Genomic DNA, 24,134 nt, shown 5'->3' with positions numbered 1-24,134 from the left:
GTCCGAGCCGGCGGCGGGCGTCTGGGCGGTGGCGGTGCGCGTCGTGGTCATGGGTACGAATCTACGGCCGGTGATCATCCGGCTGAAGTGGGATTCCCCGGCTCTTCCCTTGATCTGCCGGTGGATCCCCTGTTGTCTCGGAGCATGACCGGATATTCACCGGACGCCACCGACTGGCGCATCCTGGAAGCCCTGCAACGCGAGGGCCGGGCGACCTTCGCCGAGCTGGCCCGCACCGTGTCCATGTCCGCGAGCGCCGTGACCGAGCGGGTGCGGCGGCTGGAGGAGGCGGGGGTGATCTCGGGCTACACGGCCGTCGTCGAGCGGGAGCCGCTGGGGATGCCCATTCTCGCCTTCGTACGGCTGCGCTATCCGCACGGCAACTACAAGCCGTTCCACGACCTGCTCCAGGTGACGACCGAGGTGCTCGAAGCGCATCACGTCACGGGCGACGACTGCTTCGTCATGAAGGTCGCGGCCCGCTCGATGAAGCACCTGGAAGAGGTATCGGGCCGCTTCGGCACGCTCGGCTCGGTCACCACCAGCGTCGTCTACTCCTCGCCGCTGCCCCGGCGCGCCCTCAGCCGCTGACCCCGGCGGTGCGGTGGCGCACCACGGACCCGTGCCGGTCCTTGACGACCTCCAGCTGGGTGGTGACGCGGCGCCGCAGGTCGGCCACGTGGCTGACGATGCCGACGCTGCGGTCGCGTTCGCGCAGGGAGTCGAGTACGTCGAGGACCTCGTCCAGGGTCTGGTCGTCGAGGCTGCCGAAGCCCTCGTCGATGAAGAGCGTGTCGAGCCGTACGCCGCCGGCCTCGTCGGTGACCACGTCGGCGAGGCCGAGCGCGAGGGCGAGCGAGGCGAAGAACGTCTCGCCGCCGGAGAGGGTCGCCGTGTCCCGCTCGACGCCCGTCCAGGCGTCGACGACGTGCAGGCCGAGTCCCGAACGTCCCCGCCCGCCGGCTCTGGCGTCGGAGTGGACGAGGGTGTAGCGGCCGGACGACATCCGCTGGAGGCGGGCGGTGGCGGCGGCCGCGACCTGCTCCAGGCGGGCCGCCAGCACGTACGACTCCAGACGCATCTTGCGTTCGTTGTCGGCGGAGGTGCCGGCGGCGAGGGAGGCGAGGCGTGCCACGCGCTCGTACTCCTCGCGCAGCGGGCCCAGGCGCCGGGTCTCCTCGGCGGCCTGGTGCGAGAGCGCGGCGAGTGCGGTGCGGCGCTCACGGGCGGCGTCAAGAGCGGACGTGGCGTCGAGCAGCGCGCGCTCGGCGGCGTCGAACGCCTCTTCGGCCCGCCGGGGCGCGGCTTCGGGCCGGGCGGCGGCAGCGGCGGTCTGCGGCTCGGCCAACCGGTCGGCCACGGCCGCCTGTTCACGCTGCCACTCGTCGATCCCGCGCTGGAGGCCGCGCTGTTCGGCGCCTTCGAGCAGGGCCTCGGCGGCGGCCCGCGGGGTGTCGAACCCGGCGTTGAACGCGGCGTCGGCGAGCCGGTCGTCGGCCTCCTTGAGACGCTGGGCGGTGGCTTCGACCGCGCGCACCGCCTCGGCGGCCTCGCCGAGCACCCGGACGCGGCGCTCCAGCAGCGCGGCGTGCTCGGCGACGCTTCCCGCCTCGCCCCGGGCCACGGACAGCTCCGCCTCCAGCGAGGCCAGTTCGCGGTCGAGGGCTTCGCGCTGCGAGGTCCTGGCGGCGGTCCGCCGCTCCGCCTGCTGCTGCGCGTCGACGCGCCGCGCGTACTCGCGCTCGGCACGGTCCAGCGCCTCACGTGCCGCGTGCAGGCCGGCGGCCGTGGCGCGCGCCTCGGCGTGCTGCCGGGTCAACTCCTCGGCCAGGGAGGCCAGCTCGGCGACGGTGATGTCCCGGACTCCCCCGGTCGCGCGGCCGACGCCGCCGGACGGCGTGGTCGCGGCGGCGGGCCCGGCGTACTGGGCCGGGATTCCGGCACCCGCCGCCCGGGGGTCGTGGTCGTCGTCCCCGGGAGCACCCGTCGCGGCGTGCGCACCGGCGCGGTTCCGCGGGCCGGGGGCGGCCCGCGGCGGGAGCACCGCGTCCGCCGTGGCGCCGCCGCTGCCGTCCCCGGCTTCCGCCTGCGCCGCACCGCCGTCGGCGGCCGGCGTGGAGCCCACCGCGGTCATGACACCGCCGGGGGCGGCGCCGCCCCGCACCGCGTGGCCGCCGTGCGTCCGCGCCTCGGACGGATCGCCCGCGCGGCCGGCGGTGGGCTCGTCCGGTGACACCGGGCTGTCGACCGTGCCCGCCTCGGCACGCGCCGCCGCGTGGTCCTCGCGTACCGCTGCCAGCGCGCGGTCCGCGTCGGCGCGCTTCGCCTCGGCCCGTGTGTGGGCCTCGTACGCCGCTTCCTCCGCCGCACGGTCCACCTGGTCCGCCGCCGCGCGCGCCGGCTTCGGGTGCGCCGTCGAGCCGCAGACCGCGCACTCCTCGCCCTCGCGCAGGCCCGCCGCCAGCTCCGCGGCGATGCCCAGCAGGCGGCGTTCCTTCAGGTCCAGCCATTTCTCGTGCGCGGCGACCGCCCCGTCGCGGGCCGCCCGCAGCCGGTCCTCGGCAGCTGTCACCTGACCGGCGAGTACGTCGCGGCGGCGCGCGGCGTCGAGCCGGCGGCGGGCCGGTTCGAGCCGGCCCGCCAGGTGTTCCGCGCGGGCCACGGCGTCCTGCGCCTGCTCGATGCGCTCCTGGCAGCGGCGGCGGGTCACGTCCCAGCCGCCCAGCCAGTCGGCGGCGTCCCGCAGCAGCTCGTCGTCGGCGCGGGCCTGATGCTCCAGCGCGGCGCGCTCCCGGCCGATCTCGTCGGCGCGCCGCTCCGCCCTGCGCGCGGCTTCGAGGCCGCCGAGTTCCTGCCGCAGCTGTCGCTCCAGCGCGGCGAGCCGCTCGGCCCCGGCGTCGGCGAGGTCCGGCGGCAGTTCGGCGCGCGAGCGCTCCCGGGCCCCGCTCGCCGCGCGGTGCTCCCGCTCGGCGTCGTCGCGCAGCGACAGGGCCGGGGCGACGCGCTCGGCCCGTCGGGCCCGGTCGTGCCGCTCGCGCAGCCGCTCGTACTCGGGGCGACGCGCCTCCAGCACGTCGGCGCGCCGCCGGGCGTCGGCGTACCGCTGCTGGAGGGCGGCCAGTTCGCGCTCGGCGTCCAGCGTGCGGCGGGCCGCGGCCCGCCTGGTCCCGGCCGCCCGCACGGCCGACTCCGCGATGTCCAGGCGCTCGTACGCGCCGCCGCGCGCGATCGCGGCCCACTCCCGTACGGCTTCGGCGAGTCCGGGCTCGCCCGGCTGCGCGGCGGGCAGCGGCCAGGCGCGCGCGTCGGCGCTGTCGCCCGCGGCCTGCGCCATCCGCTGCGCGACGGCGAGCAGCCGCTCGTCGCCCGCCCGCACCGCCTGCTCCGCCGAGCGCCGCAGTTCGGCGAGCCGGTCCTCGACGGCGGCGAAGCGGCGGGTGTCGAAGAGCCGGCCGAGGAGTTTGCCGCGCGCTTCCGCGTCGGCGCGCAGGAAGCGCGCGAAGTCGCCCTGCGGCAGCAGCACCACCTGGCAGAACTGCTCCCGGCTCATGCCGACGAGCTGCGTGATCTCCTCGCCGATCTCCTGGTGGGAGCGGCTGAGCGCCTTCCACCCGGTGTCGGGCTCGTGTTCGCGCAGCCAGCTCTGCGCCTTCTCCGTCGTGAAGCCGGGGCCGCGCTTCTTGGGGCGCGGCTGTGCGGGCCGCCGGGTGATCTCCAGCCGCCGTCCGCCTACGGTGAGTTCGAGCCGCACCTCGGTCGGCAGGTCGTGCGGGGCGTGGTCGCTGCGCAGCGAGGCTCCGGGGCTCTGCCGTGCGCCGGGCACGGCCCCGTACAGGGCGTAGCAGACGGCGTCCAGGACGGACGTCTTGCCCGCGCCGGTCGGGCCGTGCAGCAGGAAGATCCCGGCGGCGCTGAGCGCGTCGAAGTCGACTTGCTGGGTGGCGCCGAAGGGTCCGAAGGCCGTGATGTCCAGAGCGTGCAGCCTCACCGGGCGACCTCGCGCGTCATGTCGTCCACGCGTACGTCGTCGAACGCGGCGCTGAGCACCGTGCGCTCCCGTTCGTCGGGTCCGCTGCCGCCGCGCACATGGGCCACGAAGTCCTCGGCGATCTGCTGGTCGTCGCGCCCCTTGAGGCGCTGGGCGTACGACGCCTCGGGGTCCTCGGGGGCCCGTTCGGGGTCGAAGACCAGGCTGATGGTGTGCGGGAACCGCGCGCAGAGCCGGGCCATGGGGTCGGTGGGGCGCACCGGGTCGGTGAGCGTCGCCTCGATCCAGGACTCCGTGTGGCGTTCCAGCGCGGGGTTCTCGACCAGCTCCTCCAGGCGTCCCCGGATCCGGGCCACCCGCCGGGGCACGGGGCAGTCGATCCGCTCCGCGTCGATCTCGCCGCCCGGTCCGAGGTCGACGAGCCACATGGTCTTGCGGTGGTCCGCCTCCGAGAAGGAGTACGCGAGCGGGGAGCCCGAGTAGCGCACCCGCGTGGTGACGGCCTGTGCGCCGTGGAGGTGGCCGAGCGCCACGTAGTCGACGCCGTCGAAGACACCGGCGGGGACGGAGGCGACGCCGCCGACCGTGATGTCGCGCTCGCTGTCGCTGGGCTCGCCGCCCGCGACGAAGGCGTGCGCGAGAACGACCGACCGGGTGCCCGCGGGGCGCCCGGCGAGGTCGTCCCGTACGCGCTCCATCGCCGCTCCGATGACCGCTTCGTGTCCCACCCGGGACACCTTGAACTCGTCGCGTACGAGAGCGGGCTCCAGGTACGGCAGCCCGTAGAGGGCGACATCGCCGTGCGCGTCGCGAAGTACGACGGGTGTCGCACAACCGGCGGGGTCGGTCCGCAGGTGGATTCCGGCCCGGTCGATGAGCCCGGCGCCGACACCGAGCCGGCGGGCCGAGTCGTGGTTGCCGGAGATCATGACCGTCGGCACGCCGGCGGCGGCGAGGCGGTGCAGGGCCCGGTCGAACAGCTCGACGGCGGCGAGGGGCGGCACCGCCCTGTCGTACACGTCGCCCGCGACCAGGACGGCGTCGACGTCCCGCTCGCGCACCGTCGCCACCAGGTGGTCGAGGAACGCGGCCTGGGCGTCGAGCAGCCCCACCCGGTGGAAGGACCGCCCCAGATGCCAGTCCGAGGTGTGCAGCATTCTCACGTGACGGCTCCGCCCCGCATGTTCACTTCCTCCGCCCCCCGGGCCCGCGCCGGACCGGCGCCGACCTCACTGACCGCTTCGACCACGTTAGCGCCGCCCGGCACCTCGCCCGCCAGGGACCTCGGTTTTGCCCGGCCGCCTCAGGCGTCGCCGTACGCCTCTCCGCCGGTCTCGAAGCCGGCCGTGCCCGCGGTGGTGTCGGCCAGCCACGCGCGGAAGGGCTCGACGTCCGCCTCCGGCAGGCCGACCTCGATCGTGACCGCCTCGGCGTACCGGACCTCGCGCACCGCCCGGCCGGTCGCCCGCAGGTCGTTCTCCAGCTTTCCCGCGCGCTGGTGGTCGACCGTGACGGTGACGAGCCGGAAGCGCTGCCGGATGATCGTGCCGACGGCGTCCAGGGCCTCGCCGACCACTCCCCCGTACGCCCTGATCAGCCCGCCGGCGCCGAGCTTCACGCCACCGTAGTAGCGGGTGACGACGGCGACGGTGTACCGGACCTCGCGGCGCATCAGCATCTGGAGCATCGGGACCCCCGCCGTACCGCCCGGCTCGCCGTCGTCGCTCGCCTTCTGCACGGAGGCGTCCGCGCCGATCACGTACGCGAAGCAGTGGTGCGACGCCGTCGGGTGCTCCTTGCGGACGCGCGCGACGAAGTCCTGCGCCTCCCGTTCGGTCGCCGCGGGCGCGAGCGCGCACAGGAAGCGGGATCTGCTGATCTCCGCTTCGTGCACGCCCGCGCGGGCGACGGTCCGGTACTGCTCCTGCATTCGGCCCACCCTATGCGCAGGCCGCGGGGGTGCTACTTCCGGAGCAGCAGGACCACGGCGGCGACGACCAGGCCGAGGGCCACGGCGGCGACGCCGTACGCGAGACGGTGGGCGCGCAGACCGGGCAGGAAGCGGTCGGCGGCGTACCGGCCGGGGCCGGTCAGCGTGAGCGCCGCGGCGGCCGCTGTGAGAAGCACCTCGTACTCCACGCCCTCGGGGGCGAAGAAGCCGCCGCCCCACTTCACCGCGAGCACGTTGACCAGGGTGCCGAGGACGGCGGCGCCGGCCAGCGGGGTCAGCAGGCCGAGGGCGAGCCCGAGACCGCCCAGGGTCTCGGTGAGACCCGCCACGACGGCCATCGCCCCGCCGGCCGGGTAGCCGCTCGCGGTGAAGAACTGCCCGGTTCCTTCGAGTCCGCCGCCGCCGAACCAGCCGAACAGCTTCTGCGCGCCGTGGGCGGCCATGGTGAGGCCGAGGGCGAGACGGAGCACGAGGAGGCCCGCGTCGTAGCCGTGGAGCGAGGAGGTGCGGCCGACCGCGGTGCCGCTGATGACGGGTACGCCGAGGGTGCTGGTGGGGGGAGTCATGTGAGGGGCTCTCTCCTGTTGCCGTGGGGGACGGATCGCGTTACTTGAAACTTCAAGTCACACATCGCGACGATACACATCGGTACAACGTTGAACAACAACGCGCCCGTGAACAGCGCGCGCGTCGCGTGGGGAATGTCCGTACGACACCGCCTGTTGGCCCCCGTGCAGTGACCTTTCGACACCTGGAGGCAGGGCGTGTACGGCGACCCGGCAACGATCCGCAAGATCCTCACGCAGTCCGGCGACACGTGGGCGGTGGTGGGCCTGTCCACCAACCGGACGCGGGCGGCGTACGGCGTCGCCGAGGTGCTCCAGCGCTACGGCAAGCGCGTCGTCCCGGTGCACCCCAAGGCGGAGGCGGTCCACGGCGAGCAGGGGTACGCCTCGCTGGCCGACATCCCGTTCCCCGTCGACGTCGTGGACGTGTTCGTCAACAGCGACCTCGCGGGCGGCGTCGCGGACGAGGCGGTGGCGGCCGGCGCGAAGGCGGTGTGGTTCCAGCTCGGCGTGATCGACGAAGCGGCGTACGAGCGCACCCGTGCGGCGGGCCTGGACATGGTCATGGACCGCTGCCCGGCGATCGAGATCCCCCGCCTGGGCTGACGGACCAGAACGCGTCCGGCGGACCTCAGACGCCGAGCCCCTCGATCACGACGGCGCCCGGCAGGCCCGCGAAGGCCTTGCCGGGCACGATGAGCTTTCCCCTGCGGCGGCCGCTGCCGACCAGTACCCACGGGACGCCGGTGACGGCGGCGTCCACGAGCAGCGGCCAGCCGGCGGGCAGCCCGATCGGCGTGATGCCGCCGTACTCCATGCCGGTCTCGCCGACGGCGGTGTCCATGGGGGCGAACGACGCCTTGCGCGCGCCGAGCTGCTTGCGGACCGCGCCGTTCACGTCGACCCGCGTACGGGAGAGGACCAGGCAGCCGGCCAGGGTGCTCTCGCCGCCCCGCTTGCCCGCGACGACCACGCAGTTCGCGGACGCGTCGAGGAGATCCGTGCCGTAGTGCTCGACGAAGGCCGCCGTGTCGGCGATCGCCGGGTCGGTGTCGACGTAGAGGATCTGGTCGGCGGGTACGTCGTTGTTCCACGCGCGCACCGCGTCCGCGACCGGCGCCGTCAGCAGGCCGAGGCAGTCGGGGGCGGGGGTGGCGTCGTCGAAGTCTCCGAGGGGTGCGCGCATGAGCCCGACGCTAACAGCCCCCACCCGCGGACGTGTTGGCCGTCTCGCTGTGCGAGCGGGGACGGTGCCGCCTTCCCGCTTGTACGGGCGGCTCACTCGGCGGTCTGCGCCTCCAGCTCGGCCAGCGCCACCAACTGCTCGGGGGTGACGCCCTCCGGGATCGGGACGGGCGCGGGCGTCCGCAGCGGCGGCTGCCAGCCCTTCTCCGCGTCCCAGCCGCGCACGACGCGGGCCGGCGCTCCGGCGACCACCGCGTGGTCGGGCACCTCGCCCCGCACGACGGCGCCCGCGGCGACGACGACGTTACGGCCGAGGCGGGCGCCGGGGAGTATGACGGCGCCCGTGCCGATCCAGCAGCCGGGGCCCATCTCCACCGGTTCGGTGCGCGGCCACTGCTTGCCGACGGGGACGTCGGGGTCGTCGTAACTGTGGTTGGTGGACGTGACGTACACATAGGGGCCGAAGTAGCAGTCGTCCCCGACGGTCACCGTCGTGTCGGCGATGACGTGACTGCCCCGGCCGAGGACCACACCGTTGCCGAGCCGCAGGATCGGGTCGGGGCCGAGGTCGAGACCGGGCATCATGCCGGCCGTCAGCGTGACCTGTTCGCCGATGATGCAGTGCTCGCCCAGGTGGATCCACTCCTCGCCGAACACGGTCCCCTGCGGGAAGGCGAGCCTGGTTCCGGCGCCGATCGAACCGAACCGCAGCCGCCCGGGGCTCTCGGCGCTGACCGCGCCGGTCCGCTGGACCCATCGCCAGCCCGCGTGCACGGCGCCGGCCACGACGCGGCGTCGCCAGGCGGTCACCGCGGAGAACGATGAGAACGTGTTTCTGTTCTTCGGCACCCGCTCACGGTAGTCGGCCGGACCCGGGCCGCCCGCCGCCGCCTCCTGTGATGTTCGCCCCACCCGGCATCCCGGGAGCAGGGCCCGTCGCTTACGGTTCCCCCTGGCGCGACCGACCAGCACCGAGCACGAGGAGCACGCGATGGCAGAGCAGGCTTTGATCACCGGCGTGGGCGGCAAGGAGCCGCACGTCGACCCGTCGGCCTTCGCCGCGCCCACGTCCGTCGTCATCGGGGACGTGACCCTCGGCCCGGGAGCCAGCGTCTGGTACCACACCGTGCTGCGCGCCGACTGCGGCCCGATCGTCCTCGGCACGGACAGCAACATCCAGGACAACTGCACGGTGCACGTGGACCCGGGCTTCCCCGTCACGGTCGGCGACCGCGTGTCGGTCGGGCACAACGCCGTACTGCACGGATGCACGGTCGAGGACGACGTCCTGGTCGGCATGGGCGCCACGGTGCTCAACGGCGCGCACATCGGAGCGGGTTCGCTGATCGCCGCGCAGGCGCTCGTACCGCAGGGCATGCGCGTGCCCCCGGGCTCGCTCGTCGCCGGCGTACCCGCCAAGGTGAAGCGGGAGCTGACGGACGAGGAGCGCGAGGGCATCAAGCTGAACGCCGCGATGTACCTGGAGCTGGCCGAGGGCCACCGCGAGGCGCACGCCGACTAGCCGCGGCGGGCCGTTCTCAGTCGGCGGCCGCCGCGACCTTCTCGGGTGCGGCGGTCCCGGGCTCGGCCGCCACGGCCGTCTCCGCGCGGGCCTCGGCCTGGGCGGCGGCCTTCTTCGCGCGGTTCTTCAGTACGAGCATCGAGGTGACGCCGAAGAGCACGGCGACGACCAGGCCCAGCCACGAGAAGCGCTTCAGCCACGCCTCCGCGACCACGCCCACCGAGTAGATGACGGCGGTCGTGCCGCCCGCCCACAGGATGCCGCCGAAGATGTTGGCGATCAGGAACTTCCAGTACGGCATGCGCAGAACGCCCGCGAGCGGTCCCGCGAAGATCCGCAGCAGCGCCACGAAGCGGCCGAAGAAGACCGCCCACATGCCCCACTTCTCGAACGAGCGCTCCGCCATGGCGATGTTGGACTCGCTGAAGTGCTTGGGGAACTTGCGGCCCAGTTTCGCCAGCAGCGGCCGGCCGCCCTTGCGCCCGATCGCGTAGCCGATCGAGTCGCCGATGATCGCTCCGGCCGTGGCACAGGCGCCGAGGACGTACGGGTTGATGTCACCGTGCTGCGAGGCGAGCAGGGCCGAACTGACGAGAACGATCTCGCCCGGCAGCGGAATGCCCAGACTCTCCAGCCCGATGACGACCCCCACCAGGAGGTAAATGCTGACCGCGGGGATGGTCTCTAGCCACTCCGTGATGTGCAACGCCGGTTCCTGTCGTCGAGAAGGTGCGGCTGCCCGCCGTGCGCCCCCGTGGCACACGGCGGGCAGCCTACCCGCACGTCGGCGCGCCGTGACGGCGGCCGGGAGGTCGCACCCGTCACACGGGCCGGTGGATCAGCTGTGGGGGCGCAGGGTCCAGACGACGGTCATCTCCCCCGTCACCGCGCCGTCCTCGCGCTGAATGGAGATCTCCACGGGGAACTCGGGGCGCTGCCCGGCATCGAGCTCCGCCACGACGTCGGCCACCGGGCGGCCCAGGGTGGCGGTCGCGGTGACCACGCCCATGGCGAGCTTCTTGTACCCGATCTCGGCCTTCACGGCGAGCGGCACGGCGCGCTGGAGCTGGTCGCCGAAGGCGGCGATGACGATGGCGCCGCTCGCCGACTCCGCGAGGGTGAACATGGCGCCGGCGTGCGGGCCGCCCACGTGGTTGTGGTAGGCGGCCTGGTCCGGCAGGCGGACCACGGCGCGCTCCGGGGTGGTCTCCAGGAACTCGAGGTCGAGGGTACGGGCCATGGGAACCGTGGCGACGAGCATCTCGCCGACGGACATCTGATCTGCGCTCATACCGCGCGATGTTACCCACGAGTAGGCAGCCTTGGCCATCCCTCCGGGGGCGGAGGTCCCCCCGGCGGCCGGACCCCTCTATCGTTACGGGCCATGTGGCCAGGACAGCAGCCGCCCGGGGGCGAGCAGAACCCGCAGGACGCGCACCAGAATCCGTACCGGCAGCCCGGCTCTCCGCAGCCGTACCAGCAGCCGGGGTACCCGCAGCCCGGAGCGCAGGCCGGAGCGCAGGCCGGAGCGCAGGCCGGAGCGCAGGCCGGACAGCAGCAGCCCGGCTCCCCGCCCGAGTACCAGCAGTACGGCTACCCGCACCCCGGTCACCAGCAGCCCAACCCCTACCAGCAGCCCCAGCAGCACGCGACCGCCCCGCAGTACCCGCCCGCGATGCCGCCGGGCGGTCCGCGGCCGGGCGGCGACCGGAACGGGAAGCGGACCACCGTCATCGCGGTAGCGGCCGCCCTCGCCGTCGTCGCGGCGGCGGTGGTCACCGGCGTGGTGCTCCTCGGCGAGGACGACGAGAGCGGCCCGACCCGCGCCACCGGCAAGCAGACCTCGGCGCCGCCGTCCCCCGCGCCCGAGGAGCCGTCCGCTCCCGCCTCGTCCGCCGAGAACCCGCGCGGCGGCTCGGTCGAGGGGGCCAAGCCGACGATCCCCGGCTGGAAGGTCGTCACCAACCCGAAGTACGGCACCGCCTTCGACGTACCGCCGGAGTGGGAGGTGAAGTCGCCCGGCCTGAGCATCAGCTTCACGGACGACAAGGACAAGCCCGTCATCTCCATGTCGGCCCCCGCCTACTTCAAGAGCGGCTGGTGCGGCGGGGACAGCATCCTCGGCGCGGCCGGGACCCGCGGCGCGAACGGGGCGAGCAAGACGGGCCCCGAGGCCGAGAACGTGGCCGCCGCCTGGGTCTTCGGCGGGTACGACCAGAAGGAGACCGGCACCTACAAGGTCTCCGAGGCGCGCCCGTTCACCGCGGCGTCCGGGCTCAAGGGCAGCGTCGCCGTCGCCACCGTCACGGGCGTGAAGAAGGAGGACAAGTGCGACACCGACGGCAAGTCGATCGCCTTCGCCTTCGAGAACGCGAACGGCGACTTCGCCGTCTGGAGCCTGTTCACCTCGAAGGGCGTCAAGGACGAACTCCCCGAGGCGACCGTCAAGCGGATCCTCGGCACGGTCCGGCTGGCCGACTGATCCCGGCCGGTCCGCCGCCCGACCGGTTTGGCAACGGCGGGCGACGCCAGCGATAGTCCCGGGGTGACATCTCCCGCCGCCGTTCCCCGCCGAGTCCGCCGCCCCGACTGGGCCGGCCGCAACTACGTACTGCTGACCGCCGCCGCGATCGTGACGAACCTGGGAACCCACGGTGCGCTGATCGCGTCGGCGTTCGCGGTGCTCCAGTCGGGCGGCGACGGCAGCGACGTGGGGATGGTGGCCGCCGCCCGTACGCTGCCGCTCGTCCTGTTCCTCCTCATAGGCGGGGCGGTGGCCGACCGGATACCCCGGCACCACGTGATGGTCGCCGCCAACGCGCTCAACTGCGTCTCTCAGGGCGCCTTCGCCCTCCTCGTCCTGACGGGCGACCCCCAGCTGTGGCAGATGATGCTCCTGACCGGCCTGTGCGGCGCGGGGCAGGCGTTCTTCAACCCGGCGGCCGAGGGCATGCTCCTGTCGAGCGTCAGCGGCGAGCAGGCCAACCGTGCCTTCGCCCTCTTCCGGATGGCCATGCACGGCGCGTCCATCGGCGGCGCGGCGCTCGGCGGCGCGCTGATCGCCGCGGTCGGCCCCGGCTGGGTCCTCGCCGTCGACGCCGTCGCGTTCGCGTTCGCCGGCGCGCTGCGCGCGTTCCTCGACGTGAGCCACATCCGGCCGCGCGAACCCGGCGGCGGGATGCTGTCCGACCTGCGCGAGGGCTGGCGGGAGGTCGCCGGGCGGCCCTGGCTGTGGAGCATCGTGGCCCAGTTCTCGGTGGTCGTCGCCGTCGTCGGAGCCGCCGAGGCGGTGTACGGGCCGCTGGTCGCCCAGGACGAACTGGGCGGTGCCGCGCCCTGGGGCCTCGCCCTGGCCGCCTTCGGCGTGGGCACGGTCGTCGGCGCGTTCGTGATGATGCGGTGGCGGCCCCGGCGGCTGCTGCTCGCCGGAACGCTGTGCGTCTTCCCGCTCGCCCTGCCGTCCGCGGCGCTCGCCGTGCCGCTGCCGGTGGCCGGTCTCGCCGCGGTCATGTTCATCAGCGGCGTCGCGATCGAGGTGTTCGGCGTCTCCTGGATGACGGCGCTCCACCAGGAGATCCCGGAGGAGAAGTTCTCCCGGGTGTCGGCGTACGACTGGTTCGGCTCGGTCGCGATGCTGCCGCTGGCGACGGCGGTGGCGGGGCCCGTCGAGGGCCTGGTCGGGCGGCACGAGGCGCTGTGGGGGTGCGCGGCGCTGGTGGTTCTCGTGACGGCCGCGGTGCTGTTGGTGCCCGACGTACGGAACCTGAAGCGCCGTACCCGGGAAGTGGCGAAGACGGACGGGGCCCTGGCGGTGTCAACCGACGCGGAAGGCGCCCCCGGGCGGCTCGGGTGACTCCACCGCCTCCTCGTCGCGCACGGTGCCCGCGTCACCGGTGAAGCGCCGCAGGGAGGGGCCGCTCTCCACCCGCGCGGGGAACACGTCGGCGGCGGTCCTGCGGGCGAGGGCCGCCGTGTCGATCGGAGCGTGCGAGGCGACGAGCACCGCGTTGCCGAAGCGGCGGCCGCGCAGTACGCCCGGTTCCGCGATCAGCGCGACCTGGGCGAAGACGGCCCCGAAGGTGGCCAGTTGGGAACGGAGGAAGGCGAACGGCGCGCCGTCGGCGAGGTTGGCGGCGTAGGTCCCGCCGGGGCGCAGGACGCGTCCGGCCAGGCGCGCGTACTCGACGGACGTCAGATGCGCGGGCACCCGTGAGCCGCCGAAGACGTCGGCGACGAGTACGTCGGCGGACGCGGCCGGGGCGCTTTCGAGCCATGCGCGCGCGTCGGCGCCGTGCACGCGCACGCCGCAGCCGCCGGGCAGCGGCAGGTGTTCGGCGACCAGCGCCAGCAGGCCCCGGTCGGCCTCCACCACGTCCTGGCGCGAGCCCGGCCGGGTGGCGGCCGTGTAGCGCGGCAGGGAGAGGCCGCCGCCTCCGAGGTGCAGTACGTCGAGGGGCGCGCCCGGGGCGGCCGCGCAGTCGACGACGTGGGCGAGGCGGCGCGCGTACTCGAACTCCAGGTGGGTGGGATCGTCGAGGTCGACGTACGACTGGGGCGCGCCGTCGACCGTGAGCAGCCAGGCGCGCGGCCGGTCCACGTCGGGCATCAGCTTGGCAACGCCCCAGTCCACGTCCCGGATCACGGGTATCGGCTCGTCCACGCCACCATTGTGCGCTGCCGCGCGGCCCGCGCCGGCCCGGCCCTTCGCCCGCGTCGGGGTGACGGGCCGGCCCGGCGCGCGGCAGGGAGCGCCGGGGGCGAGCGGGGCGGACGCCGCCCGCGCTCGCCCGGGGCTGCGTCCGTCAGGTGAGCAGGGACGTCACCGTGCCCGCGCCCACCGTGCGGCCGCCCTCGCGGATCGCGAAGCCGAGTCCCGGCTCCAGCGGTACCTCGCGGCCCAGTTCGACCGTCAGCGTGAGCGTGTCACCGGGGCGGGCGACAGCGGTCTCGCCGAGGTCGATGTCCCCGACGACGTCCGCCGTCCGGATGTAGAACTGCGGCCGGTAGCCCGTCGTGACGGGCGTCGTGCGGCCGCCCTCCCGCGCCGACAGCACGTACACCTGCGCGGTGAAGCGCCGGGTGGGCGTCACACTGTCCGGCGCCGCCACCACGTGGCCCCGGCGCACCGCGTCGCGCGGCATACCGCGCAGCAGCAGCGCGACGTTGTCGCCGGCCTCGGCGGACTCCATCGGCTTGCCGAAGGTCTCCAGCCCGGTGACCGTGCTGGTCTGCGGACCCCCGTCCGCGCCCAGTACCTCCACCCGGTCGCCGACCCTGACCGTGCCGCGCTCGACGGCGCCGGTGACGACCGTGCCGCGCCCGGTGATGGTGAGCACGTTCTCCACCGGCATGAGGAACGGCGCGTCCGTGTAGCGCTCCGGAATCGGTACGTACGTGTCCACCGCGTCCAGCAGCGCCTCGATGGCCGCCGTCCAGCGCGGGTCGCCCTCCAGCGCCCTGAGTCCCGAGACCCGTACGACGGGCACCGCGTCGCCGCCGTACCCGTGCTGGGAGAGCAGGTCGCGCACCTCCAGCTCGACCAGGTCGGCCAGGTCGGCGTCCTCGCCGTCGTCGACGGCGTCGGCCTTGTTGAGCGCGACGACGATGTGGTCGACGCCGACCTGGCGGGCCAGCAGGACGTGCTCGGCGGTCTGCGGCATGATCCCGTCGAGCGCGGACACGACGAGGATCGCCCCGTCGAGCTGCGCGGCTCCGGTGACCATGTTCTTGACGTAGTCGGCGTGGCCGGGCATGTCGACGTGCGCGTAGTGGCGGGTGCTCGTCTCGTACTCGACGTGCGCGATGTTGATGGTGATGCCGCGCTGCGCCTCCTCGGGGGCCCGGTCGATGCGGTCGAACGGTACGAAGGCGCCCGTGCCGCGCTCGCTGAGGACCTTGGTGATGGCGGCGGTCAGAGTGGTCTTGCCGTGGTCGACGTGGCCCATGGTGCCGATGTTGAGGTGCGGCTTGGTGCGCACGTATGCCGTCTTGGGCATGGTGATCTTCCTCGGAAGTTCGAAGCGGAGGGACCCCTGGGCCTGGCCGACCCTCCCCCTGCGGGGTCCGCCGGACGATCCGGGAAGGGTCAGCTTCGGGCGCCGTCGAGGGGCGCTGCGGCAGGCAGGGCTGCGGCGGCGACTGCTGCGACCGCTGCCGCGGCGACTGCGGCGACTGCGGCGACTGCGGCGAGGGAGGACACGGCAGCCTTCGGCGCGGCCGCGACTGCGGTCCGTGCTGCGAGGAAGGCGTGCCTGAACATGCGTTGATCCTCGCGGACACCTGCCCGCGCGTCGAACGATTTATCCGCGCCGCCCGTACGCAGTGTCCCCCCGGCCCGTGCGACGTGGGCCCGCCGCGCGTCCGCACCACGCTCCGCGCGACCGGCAGATGCGACGCGCGTTACGGCGATCACACGCGCTTGTCGGTTAGTCTCCCCGGATGCTCGACACCGCCGCCCCGCCCGTGGGGTTCGCCGTCCGCTGCACCAGAACGCTGCTCTCCCCGTGGTCCCGGCTGTCGTTCCTCGTGCTGATGCTCGCGGCAGCGGTCACGGCCGTGCTGGCCTTCGAGCCGCAGCGGCTCCTGAGCGCGGGCTGGCCCCCGCAGTTGAGCGGCGCGGCGGCCGTGGTGCTCTTCGGTGTCGCGTACGGGCTGTGCACCGCGGCGTTCGTACCGCGCCCGATCCTCAACCTGGCGGCGGGCGCCCTCTTCGGTTCGCAGGCGGGACTCGTCGCCGCCGTCGCGGGAACGGTCGTCGGCGCGGGCATCGCCTTCGGCCTCGGCCGCGTACTCGGGCAGGACGCGCTGCGCCCGCTGCTGCGCGGGCGGGCACTGCTCGCCGCCGACGGCCAGCTGAGCCGGCACGGGTTTCGCACGATGCTGGCGATCCGGCTGTTCCCTGGAGTGCCCTTCGCGGCCGCCAACTACTGCGCCGCGATCTCCCGCATGGGGTGGCTGCCGTTCCTCCTGGCCACCGGGATCGGCTCGATCCCGAACACGGCGGCGTACGTCGTCGCCGGCAGCAGCGCCTCGTCCCCCACCTCGCCCGCGTTCCTGATCGCGATGGGCTTCATCGCCCTGTCGGGGCTCGCCGCCGCGGTGGTCGCCTGGCGCAAGCGCCACCGCCTGCGCGGCGAACGGCCCGGTGCCTGACCCGCGCGACAGACCGGCGGGCGTCGAACACGACGTCCCCGCACCGCACGTGAGCGCGCCCGGCCGCAGGCCCGCGGGGACCGCCCCCGCCTGATCGGGTGCGCAGTCGGGGGCTTCCCGCAGCCCCGACATCTTCGGGCGATACGCTGCCCACCAACTGACCTTGACTGCACCTGCACGCTGCACGCCGCTGCACAAATACATCGGGACGGCCTTAGCCCCATGAGTTGGTTCGAATCATTCATCCTCGGACTCGTCCAGGGGCTCACAGAGTTTCTGCCGATCTCGTCGAGCGCCCATCTGCGTCTGACGGCGGCCTTCGCCGGCTGGCACGACCCCGGCGCGGCCTTCACCGCGATCACCCAGATCGGCACCGAGGCGGCCGTCCTCATCTACTTCCGCAAGGACATCGCCCGGATCGTCTCCGCGTGGTGCAGGTCGCTCGTCGACCGGTCGATGCGCGGCGACCACGACGCCCAGATGGGCTGGCTCGTCATCGTGGGCTCCATCCCCATCGGCGTGCTCGGCGTCACCCTCAAGGACCACATCGAGGGCCCCTTCCGCGACCTGCGGCTGATCGCCACCACGCTGATCGTCATGGGCATCGTCCTGGGCATCGCCGACCGCCTCGCCGCCCGCGACGAGGTCGGCGGCAAGCACCGCGCGATCCGGGAGCGCAAGACGCTCAGGGAACTGGGCGTGAGGGACGGCCTGATCTTCGGCGTCTGCCAGGCCATGGCCCTGATCCCCGGCGTTTCCCGCTCCGGTGCGACGATCAGCGGCGGTCTGCTGATGGGTTACACCCGCGAGGCGGCGGCGCGCTACTCGTTCCTGCTCGCCATCCCCGCCGTGCTGGCGTCCGGGGCCTTCGAGCTCAAAGACGCGAGCGAGGGCGGCCACGTGTCGTGGGGCCCGACGATCTTCGCAACGATCATCGCCTTCGTGGTCGGTTACGCCGTGATCGCGTGGTTCATGAAGTTCATCACGACCAAGAGCTTCATGCCGTTCGTGATCTACCGCGTCCTGCTCGGCATCCTGCTGTTCGTCCTGGTCGGTACGGACACGCTCAGCCCCCACGCGGGCGAGTCGGCGGGCTGATCCGCGCGCGTCACCAGTGCGAAGGGCGGGTCAGCGCGGGCGGCAGCCCGGTGCCGGCGTCGCCCTTCGCCGCGTTGAGCTGCGCCTGCGTCAGGAAGAAGCTGCCCGTGAGGTCGGCGCCCGAGAGGTCGGCGTCGCGGAGGTCCGCGCCGATCAGGTCGGCCACCCTGAGGTCGGCGCCCCTGAGGTCGGCGCCGATCAGGTACGCCCCCCGCAGGTCGGCGCCGTACAGGTCGGCGCCCTTGAGGTTCGCGCCGATGAGGTCTGCGCCCCTGCGGTTCTTCTTCGCCCCGCCCCTGCGGCCGGCGCCGCGGCCCTTCCCGGCCCGCGCGCCCCGGCCGGCGGCCCCGCCGGCCGCGCCCAGGGCACCGGCGCGCACGAGTTCGCTCGTACGCAGCAGGAGCACGTTGACCTCCTGGCGGTGCGCCGCCACGTCGAGGGCGAGGATCTCGTCGGGGCTGCCCTGCGCGAGGCGCTCGATCCTGGTCAGCGCCCCGCGCAGGTCGGCGTGGAGCGGGCGGGCCGGCTCCAGCTCGAGCGCCTCGGTGAGGTACCGGAGCAGCTCGTGGAGCTGGCGCACGACGGGCAGCAGCGCGAACATCTGCCGCGCGGTCTGCGGGGCGCTGCGCCAGTCCTGCCCGGCATAGGTGACCTGGGAGATCCGCTGGCCCGCGCCGAAGCAGTCGTACACGGTGCAGCCCTGGTAGCCCTCGGGCCGCAGGCGCGCGTGGACACCGCAGCGGAAGTCCGGGAGCAGGTTGCCGCACGGCTGCCCGGCGTCCTTGTCGACCGCGAAGTCGGCGGAGGCCGTGAAGGCGAGTGCGACACAACACAGTGCGAAGCAGTTCGCGCAGTCGGCACGCAGATCGAGGCCGCCTCGGCCGGGGTCGGTTTCGGCGGGAACGCGCTGCTCGGACACGGTGTGCGGTCTCCAGGTGAGGGATCGTGACGCCGTCGGCCGGCGTCGGCGATCAATGCTAGTGCGAGGAAAACCACTGCCGTTCCGGTGCTCACTGTCAGTGCCTGGCCGTAGTCTTGTCGCATGTACCGCACACCCCCGCCGGTTGGTTCCGTGCGACCCCTGACCGAGGCGAATGAGGCAATTCGCGCTCTGGTGGAGTCGCGCGCCGACGAGGCATGGCCTGCGGACGAGTACGAGACGCTGCTCCTCCAGTGGGCCGCGGCCGTGCGCGGGGAGATCACCGAAGCAGCCTGACCGGCCCGCCGCTCGACTTCTCGCCGCCCGCGCCGGCTCAGCCCCCACCGCGTTCCCGGTCCCCGGGTGCCGGCGAACCCGGCCACGAGGCCGAGGCGCGCTCCGCGCGGTCCTCGCGCACTGACCGCCGCCGCTCCCGGAGGTCTCCCGCTGCCGGGACGCCCCTCGCGCCGTGCGCGGCCCTTGGCTCGGAGCGCCGGCTGCCGGAGACTGGCCCGATGACGCAGCGCGAAGAGCTCGCGACCGTACTGGACCGCCTGGCCGTCGACGCGGTCGTGACCGGCTACGCGATCGCCGTGGACGACGCCGACTGGGCCGGCTACCGCGCCCTGTTCACCCCGGGCGGCCGGGCCGACTACCGCACCGCCGGCGGCATCGAGGGCCCGGCCGCCGAGGTGGCCGACTGGCTGGCCCGGACGATGCGGCGCTTCCCCGTACGCCAGCATCTGATCGTCAACCGGCGGCTGCGGCTCGACCATCTCGGCGGCGGCGCCGGGGACCGCGCGGCGCTCCGGGCCGACTACGTGAACCCGATGGTGTTCGAGTCCGCGCCGGAGGGGCCCAGGGGCGACGACGTTCCGCGGCGCCCGGCCGAGCCCAACTTCACGACCGGCGGCCGGTACGCGTTCGGCCTCATCCGCACGGAGGACGGCTGGCGGATCAGCTCGGTGGTCGTCCAGGAGAAGTGGCGGCGCACCACGCTCTGACGTGCGCGGATCCTGTTACACCCGCGCCGTCGCGGGCACACTGTCCGCGATCGCCGCGCTGCCCCACACTGGTGGCAGGGACTGCTCCTGGACTCCTCGGGGGGCAGAGCGGCAGGACGAGGAGGCGCGCGCATGCGGATTCCGGCCGGCCGGTGGGACGGGCTGTCGTCGCCCTGGTGGCGCGGTCTCGCCGCGGTGGTGCTCGGCGCCCTGCCCGCGCTCTCCTTCCCCGCGCCGTCCCTGTGGTGGTTCGCGTACGTCGCCCTCGTGCCGTGGATGCTGCTGATCCGCTCGGCGCCGACGGGCCGGCGGGCGGCTCTGGACGGCTGGCTCGGAGCCACCGGGTTCATGATCGCCGTGCATCACTGGCTGATGCCGAGCCTGCACGTGTTCATCGTGGTCCTGGCGGCGTTGCTGGCCCTCCTGTGGCTGCCGTGGGGGTGGCTGGTCAGGTCGATGCTGGGCGGGACGCCGTCGGTGCGCCGCGCGACGGCCGCCCTCGCCGTCGTGCCCTCCGGTTGGCTGATGGCGGAACTGGTCCGCTCCTGGCAGGGGTTGGGCGGGCCGTGGGGGCTGCTCGGTTCGAGCCAGTGGGAGGTCGCCCCGGCGCTGCGGCTCGCGTCGGTCGGCGGTGTCTGGCTGGTGAGCCTGCTGGTGGTCGCGGTCAACACCGGCGTCGTGGTCGTGGTGGGCGTGCCCGCGGCCCGCAGGCCCGTGGTCGCCGCTCTTGCGGCCTGCGCCGTCGCGGCGGTCGCCGTGTGGGCGTGGGCGCCGCGCCCCGAGGAGGCCGGCCGGGCGCGCGTGGGTGTCGTACAACCGGGCGTCGTGAACGGGCCCGAGCGGCGCTTCGCGCTCAGCGAGGAGCTCACCCGTGACCTCGCGGGGCAGGACCTCGACCTGGTGGTGTGGGGCGAGAGCAGCGTGGGGGCGGACCTGACCGAGCGCCCCGACCTCGCGGCGCGGCTCGTCACCCTGTCCGGGCTGGTGGACGCCGACGTACTGGTCAACGTGGACGCGCGGCGGGCCGACCGGCCCGGCATCTTCAAGAGCTCCGTGCTGGTGGACCCGGAGGGCGTCACCAACCGCCGGTACGACAAGATGCGCCTCGTCCCCTTCGGCGAGTACGTCCCCGCGCGGTCGGTGCTCGGCTGGGCGACCTCGGTGGGCAAGGCCGCGGGCGAGGACCGCAGGCGCGGCACGAACCCCGTGGTGATGCCGCTGTCCGGCGGGCTGCGCGTCGGACCTCTGGTGTGCTTCGAGTCGGCGTTCCCCGACATGAGCCGCGAACTGACCCGGCGGGGAGCCCAGGTGCTGGTCACCCAGTCGGCGACGTCGACGTTCCAGAACAGCTGGGCGCCCGAGCAGCACGCCTCGCTCGCGGCGCTGCGGGCCGCCGAGACCGGCCGGCCGGTGGTGCACGCGACGCTCACCGGTGTGAGCGCGGTGTTCGGCCCCGGCGGCGAGCGCGTCGGCCCGCCGCTGGGGACGGACGCGAGTGCGTCCGCGGTGTACGACGTCCCGCTGGCCGGGGGCACGACGGTGTACGCGCGGGCCGGCGACTGGGCCGTCCACGGCGCGCTCGCCGTACTGGCCCTGCTGGGCGCGGCGGCGGGCGTACGGGCGCTCAGGCGGCCCGCTGCCCCTCGGCCGCCAGAACGATCCGCTCGCACAGCTCGTGCGTCAGCAGCGCGTCCCGGGCGCTGAGGGTTGTTCCGGCCCGTACGGCGTCGAGGAAGGCGTCGACGGACTGCTCGATGCCCCGCTGGCGCGCCACCGGCACCCAGTCGCCGCGACGGCGGACGGTCGGCTGCCCCTTGTGGTCGACGACCTCGGCGAGGTTGAGGACCTGGCGCTTGGCGTCCTGGCCGGAGACTTCGAGGATCTCCTCGGTGGAGCCGTTCATCCGGTTCATGGTGCCGATCGCGGTGAAGCCGTCGCCGGAGAGCTGGAGGACGACGTGGTGCACCAGTCCCTCGACGACCTTCGCTCGTACGTCGACGTGCTCGACGGCGCCCGGGACGAGGAAGCGCAGGGTGTCGACGACGTGGATGAAGTCGTCGAGGACGAGGGTGCGCGGGTCCTCGGGAAGACCGACGCGGTTCTTCTGCATGATGATCAGATCGCGCGGGTGCTCGGCGCACTGCGCGTACCCGGGGGCGAGCCGGCGGTTGAAGCCGACGGCGAGGCTGACGCCGCGCTCCTCGGCGAGCCGCACGAGCCGCTCGGACTCGGCCAGTTCGTACGCGAGCGGCTTGTCGACGTACGTCGGCACGCCCGCCTCCAGCAGCCGGGTCACGATCTGCGGATGCGCGGTGGTGGGCGCGTGCACGAAGGCGGCGTCGAGCCCCTGGCCGAGCAGCGCGTCGAGGTCCGCGTGGCACTGCGCGGCGGGGATCCGGTGGGCCGCCGCGACCTGCGCGAGGGTGGCGGGCGTGCGGGTCTGCAGGTGCGGTTCGAGCCCCGGGCGGGTGGTCAGTACCGGCAGATATGCCTTCTGAGCGATGTCTCCGAGCCCGATGACGCCGACCTTCACGGAGGGTCTCCCTAACGCTGTGCCTGATGATCGCGGACCTGGCGGTCCCGCGCTCCGGCAGCATACGTGCGCTGCGGCGGCAGCCAGTCGGCGATGCCGTCGAAGGTCCGCAGGGCGAGGCCCGGACCGAAGCCGGCGAGGCGCATCGCGGTGTCGCGCACGGCGACGCCCGGGGCGCCGCGCAGCGACACCAGCCGCGCGATGGCCGCGGACTTGCGGACGATGCCGGTGGTGCGCGGCAAGCGGTCGGCGGAGTACGCGGCGAGACCGGTCCCCAGATCGGTCGCGTCCGGCAGGTGGTGGGCGAGGACGACGCCGTCCTCGATGGCCTGGTTGCCGCCCTGGCCCATGGTGGGGCACATGGCGTGCGCCGCGTCGCCGAGCAGCACGGTCCTGCCGCGGTGGAAGGCGGGCAGCGGATCGATCAGGTGGTGCACGTCGTGACGCAGCACCTGGTCGGGGTCGGCCGCTTCGATGATCCCGGGCACGGGGCTGTGCCAGTCGCCGAACCTGCGCAGGAGTTCGGCCTTCTCACCGTCCGGCGCGCGCTCACCGGCGGGGGTGACGGCGGCGGCGTACGCGTAGACCCGGCCGTCCTTGAGCGGCTGGCTGCCCCACAGGGCGCCGCGTCCCCAGGTCTCGTGCGGCGCGAAGGAGGGGACGGCGCCGGCGGGGACGACCACGCGCCAGGTGGTGAGGCCCGAGTAGGCGGGGCCGGGGTGGTCCGGGAACAGGGCGCGGCGCGTCGCGGAGTTGATGCCGTCCGCGCCGACGACGAGGTCCGCCTCGATGCTCCCGTCCGGGGTGGTGACCACGGCGGGACGGCCGCCCGCCACGCCGGGGTCGGCCGACGTCGCGGCGGAGCCCGTGCGGACCGAGCCGTCGGGGAGCCGCGCGGCGAGGCGCTCGACAAGGGTGGCGCGGTGGACGAGGACGAGGGGGCCGCCGAAGCGCTCGGCCGCGGCGGAGCTGTTCGTACGGGCGAGCCAGCGGCCGGCGGGGGTGCGCATGCCGCCGTCGCCCTGCCATGCGGCCAGGGCGCGGATCTCCTCGCCGAGTCCGACGACGTCCAGGGCGTGGTGCCCGTTGGGGGCGAGCGCGATCCCGGCGCCGACCGCCTCGACCGACGGCGCGCGCTCCAGGACCGTGACGCGCCAGCCGTTCTGGTGCAGGGCGACGGCGGCGGTCAGTCCGCCGATGCCGCTGCCCACCACGACGGCATGCGGCTGGGACCGGGCTGGTGCGGGGGTCTGTGTGCGGGGCTTGGGGCTGCTGGCCATGACGCCTCCTCGGCAACTACACCTGTAGTGACACGAGGAGCGTACTACAGGTGTAGTCGACGCGATAGGTTGTTCCCATGACCGCACGCGCCACGACGGGCCGCTCCCGCCCCGAACTGATCACCGACGCCGCGCTGGCCCTGCTCGTCGAGCGCGGGATGCGCGGGCTCACCCACCGGGCCGTCGACGAGCGCGCCGGCCTGCCGCAGGGCTCGACGTCCAACTACGCCCGCACCCGCCAGGCGCTTCTGGAGGCGACCGTTCGCCGGCTGGCCGAACGCGAGGCCCGGGTGCTCGCCCTGGACGGGATGCCCGGGCCGACCGGCGGGCTGGACGGCATCGTCGGCGCGTTCGCGGGAGTCCTGCACCGCCATCTGACCCACCATCGTGAGCTTCTCGTCGCGCGGTACGAACTGGGCCTGGAGGCGACGCGCCGGCCCGAACTGCGCGCGTTCTACGACGCGGCCGGACGCCACCACTTCCGCGAGCCGCTCAACGCGCTCATGGCGGCGGCCGGTTCACGGGAACCCGAGCGCCACGCCCTGTCCCTGGTGGCCTGGTGCGAGGGGCTGATGTTCTCCTGCGCGGCGGGTTCGTACCACGCGGCGGTTCCCAGTGAGGAGGAACTGCGCAAGGGCTTCGAGGAGTTGCTGCGCGGGATGCTCGGCGTGCCGGGTGGCGGCGCCGAAGGGCCGGCCGGGACCTGAGCGCCGGCAGTGCGGCCCGGCGGCGAGGGGATCAGGGGGTGACCCCGCGGGCCCGCCGCGCGAGGGCGTCGAAGGCACCGCGGGCGACCTGCGCATCACTCGTGCGGGCCAATCTCCCGACGCGAACTCCCGGAAACCTCCCCGCGCCCCCCAGAGTGGCGCGGGTGCACCGAACGAGAACCACAGTGAAGATCCTCATGGGAGTGGCGGTCACGGCCGTCTCCGCCAC

General features: G+C 74.0%; 24 protein-coding genes. 11 read left to right on the top strand and 13 right to left on the bottom strand.

Annotation, left to right across the window (positions count from 1 at the left end; all coding sequences use genetic code 11):
• Positions 1-144 precede the first annotated feature (144 nt).
• Positions 145-591: an Lrp/AsnC family transcriptional regulator gene (locus E2E34_RS13130; protein WP_138902082.1), complete on the top strand. Its 447-nt coding sequence runs from the start codon at positions 145-147 to the stop codon at positions 589-591.
• Here the strand turns inward: E2E34_RS13130 and E2E34_RS13125 are convergent.
• The 4 genes from E2E34_RS13125 to E2E34_RS13110 all read right to left on the bottom strand — a co-directional run bounded on the left by E2E34_RS13125 (position 581) and on the right by E2E34_RS13110 (position 6,505).
• Positions 581-3,988 (bottom strand): AAA family ATPase, encoded by a 3,408-nt coding sequence (locus E2E34_RS13125; protein WP_138902081.1) that lies wholly within the window; start codon positions 3,986-3,988, stop codon positions 581-583. The two genes, E2E34_RS13130 and E2E34_RS13125, sit on opposite strands and share 11 nt — an antisense overlap.
• Positions 3,985-5,151, bottom strand: a complete 1,167-nt coding sequence (locus E2E34_RS13120) for an exonuclease SbcCD subunit D (RefSeq protein ID WP_138902080.1) — start codon at positions 5,149-5,151, stop codon at positions 3,985-3,987. The genes E2E34_RS13125 and E2E34_RS13120 overlap by 4 nt, the downstream gene beginning before the upstream one ends.
• Before the next feature lie 140 nt (positions 5,152-5,291).
• Positions 5,292-5,918 (bottom strand): YigZ family protein, encoded by a 627-nt coding sequence (locus E2E34_RS13115; protein WP_138902079.1) that lies wholly within the window; start codon positions 5,916-5,918, stop codon positions 5,292-5,294.
• Between the two features lie 32 nt (positions 5,919-5,950).
• Entirely contained in the window at positions 5,951-6,505 is a 555-nt protein-coding gene (locus E2E34_RS13110) for a DoxX family membrane protein (RefSeq protein WP_138902078.1), read from the bottom strand.
• A gap of 198 nt (positions 6,506-6,703) precedes the next feature.
• Between E2E34_RS13110 and E2E34_RS13105 the strand changes: the two genes are divergently transcribed.
• Complete coding sequence (locus E2E34_RS13105) at positions 6,704-7,111, top strand: CoA-binding protein (protein WP_138902077.1); 408 nt, start codon at positions 6,704-6,706, stop codon at positions 7,109-7,111.
• A gap of 25 nt (positions 7,112-7,136) precedes the next feature.
• Here the strand turns inward: E2E34_RS13105 and E2E34_RS13100 are convergent, their stop codons facing one another.
• Together E2E34_RS13100 and E2E34_RS13095 are read right to left on the bottom strand one after the other, a co-directional pair.
• Positions 7,137-7,691, bottom strand: coding sequence for a YbaK/EbsC family protein (locus tag E2E34_RS13100; protein ID WP_138902076.1), 555 nt, complete (start codon positions 7,689-7,691; stop codon positions 7,137-7,139).
• Between the two features lie 92 nt (positions 7,692-7,783).
• Positions 7,784-8,539: an acyltransferase gene (locus E2E34_RS13095; RefSeq protein ID WP_138902075.1), complete on the bottom strand. Its 756-nt coding sequence runs from the start codon at positions 8,537-8,539 to the stop codon at positions 7,784-7,786.
• A gap of 142 nt (positions 8,540-8,681) precedes the next feature.
• Between E2E34_RS13095 and E2E34_RS13090 the strand changes: the two genes are divergently transcribed.
• A complete protein-coding gene (locus tag E2E34_RS13090) occupies positions 8,682-9,212 on the top strand; it encodes a gamma carbonic anhydrase family protein (protein WP_138902074.1) in 531 nt (176 codons plus the stop codon).
• A 16-nt stretch (positions 9,213-9,228) separates the two neighbouring features.
• Here the strand turns inward: E2E34_RS13090 and E2E34_RS13085 are convergent, their stop codons facing one another.
• Together E2E34_RS13085 and E2E34_RS13080 are read right to left on the bottom strand one after the other, a co-directional pair.
• Positions 9,229-9,918: a DedA family protein gene (locus tag E2E34_RS13085; RefSeq protein ID WP_138902073.1), complete on the bottom strand. Its 690-nt coding sequence runs from the start codon at positions 9,916-9,918 to the stop codon at positions 9,229-9,231.
• Positions 9,919-10,050: 132 nt separating this feature from the next.
• A complete protein-coding gene (locus tag E2E34_RS13080; RefSeq protein WP_138902083.1) occupies positions 10,051-10,488 on the bottom strand; it encodes a DUF4442 domain-containing protein in 438 nt (145 codons plus the stop codon).
• A 108-nt stretch (positions 10,489-10,596) separates the two neighbouring features.
• Between E2E34_RS13080 and E2E34_RS13075 the strand changes: the two genes are divergently transcribed.
• Positions 10,597-11,694 carry a DUF8017 domain-containing protein gene (locus tag E2E34_RS13075; protein WP_138902072.1) on the top strand — a complete coding sequence of 366 codons (1,098 nt, stop codon included), beginning with the start codon at positions 10,597-10,599 and terminating at the stop codon, positions 11,692-11,694.
• A 63-nt stretch (positions 11,695-11,757) separates the two neighbouring features.
• Positions 11,758-13,065 (top strand): MFS transporter, encoded by a 1,308-nt coding sequence (locus tag E2E34_RS13070; RefSeq protein WP_138902071.1) that lies wholly within the window; start codon positions 11,758-11,760, stop codon positions 13,063-13,065.
• Here E2E34_RS13070 and E2E34_RS13065 read toward each other — a convergent pair.
• Positions 13,027-13,872, bottom strand: coding sequence for a spermidine synthase (locus tag E2E34_RS13065; RefSeq protein WP_138902070.1), 846 nt, complete (start codon positions 13,870-13,872; stop codon positions 13,027-13,029). The genes E2E34_RS13070 and E2E34_RS13065 overlap by 39 nt on opposite strands.
• A gap of 142 nt (positions 13,873-14,014) precedes the next feature.
• Positions 14,015-15,208 carry an elongation factor Tu gene (tuf, locus tag E2E34_RS13060; protein ID WP_138902069.1) on the bottom strand — a complete coding sequence of 398 codons (1,194 nt, stop codon included), beginning with the start codon at positions 15,206-15,208 and terminating at the stop codon, positions 14,015-14,017.
• A gap of 442 nt (positions 15,209-15,650) precedes the next feature.
• On the opposite strand from tuf, the gene E2E34_RS13055 reads away from it, so the two are divergent.
• Together E2E34_RS13055 and E2E34_RS13050 are read left to right on the top strand one after the other, a co-directional pair.
• Positions 15,651-16,364: a TVP38/TMEM64 family protein gene (locus E2E34_RS13055; protein WP_138902068.1), complete on the top strand. Its 714-nt coding sequence runs from the start codon at positions 15,651-15,653 to the stop codon at positions 16,362-16,364.
• A gap of 222 nt (positions 16,365-16,586) precedes the next feature.
• The gene (locus E2E34_RS13050; protein WP_138902067.1) at positions 16,587-17,462 is read left to right on the top strand and encodes an undecaprenyl-diphosphate phosphatase; all 876 of its coding nucleotides are present in this window, start codon (positions 16,587-16,589) and stop codon (positions 17,460-17,462) included.
• A gap of 10 nt (positions 17,463-17,472) precedes the next feature.
• On the opposite strand, the gene E2E34_RS13045 is transcribed toward E2E34_RS13050, so the two are convergent.
• Positions 17,473-18,381 carry a pentapeptide repeat-containing protein gene (locus E2E34_RS13045; protein WP_138902066.1) on the bottom strand — a complete coding sequence of 303 codons (909 nt, stop codon included), beginning with the start codon at positions 18,379-18,381 and terminating at the stop codon, positions 17,473-17,475.
• 153 nt (positions 18,382-18,534) lie between these two features.
• On the opposite strand from E2E34_RS13045, the gene E2E34_RS35420 reads away from it, so the two are divergent.
• From E2E34_RS35420 to lnt, 3 genes are all read left to right on the top strand, one after another.
• Positions 18,535-18,678 (top strand): hypothetical protein, encoded by a 144-nt coding sequence (locus E2E34_RS35420; protein ID WP_167518281.1) that lies wholly within the window; start codon positions 18,535-18,537, stop codon positions 18,676-18,678.
• Between the two features lie 218 nt (positions 18,679-18,896).
• Positions 18,897-19,385 (top strand): nuclear transport factor 2 family protein, encoded by a 489-nt coding sequence (locus E2E34_RS13040; protein ID WP_138902065.1) that lies wholly within the window; start codon positions 18,897-18,899, stop codon positions 19,383-19,385.
• Between the two features lie 132 nt (positions 19,386-19,517).
• Positions 19,518-21,089 (top strand): apolipoprotein N-acyltransferase, encoded by a 1,572-nt coding sequence (lnt, locus tag E2E34_RS13035; protein WP_138902064.1) that lies wholly within the window; start codon positions 19,518-19,520, stop codon positions 21,087-21,089.
• Here lnt and E2E34_RS13030 read toward each other — a convergent pair.
• Together E2E34_RS13030 and E2E34_RS13025 are read right to left on the bottom strand one after the other, a co-directional pair.
• The gene (locus E2E34_RS13030) at positions 21,010-21,918 is read right to left on the bottom strand and encodes a Gfo/Idh/MocA family protein (RefSeq protein WP_138902063.1); all 909 of its coding nucleotides are present in this window, start codon (positions 21,916-21,918) and stop codon (positions 21,010-21,012) included. The genes lnt and E2E34_RS13030 overlap by 80 nt on opposite strands.
• A gap of 11 nt (positions 21,919-21,929) precedes the next feature.
• Complete coding sequence (locus tag E2E34_RS13025; protein ID WP_138902062.1) at positions 21,930-23,198, bottom strand: FAD-dependent monooxygenase; 1,269 nt, start codon at positions 23,196-23,198, stop codon at positions 21,930-21,932.
• A 77-nt stretch (positions 23,199-23,275) separates the two neighbouring features.
• On the opposite strand from E2E34_RS13025, the gene E2E34_RS13020 reads away from it, so the two are divergent.
• Positions 23,276-23,905 (top strand): TetR/AcrR family transcriptional regulator, encoded by a 630-nt coding sequence (locus tag E2E34_RS13020; protein WP_138902061.1) that lies wholly within the window; start codon positions 23,276-23,278, stop codon positions 23,903-23,905.
• Positions 23,906-24,134 lie beyond the last annotated feature (229 nt).

The organism is Streptomyces albidochromogenes (assembly GCF_005981925.1).
In the GTDB taxonomy this organism is placed as follows: domain Bacteria; phylum Actinomycetota; class Actinomycetes; order Streptomycetales; family Streptomycetaceae; genus Streptomyces; species Streptomyces albidochromogenes.
This window is presented reverse-complemented; position numbering and strand designations above follow the sequence as displayed.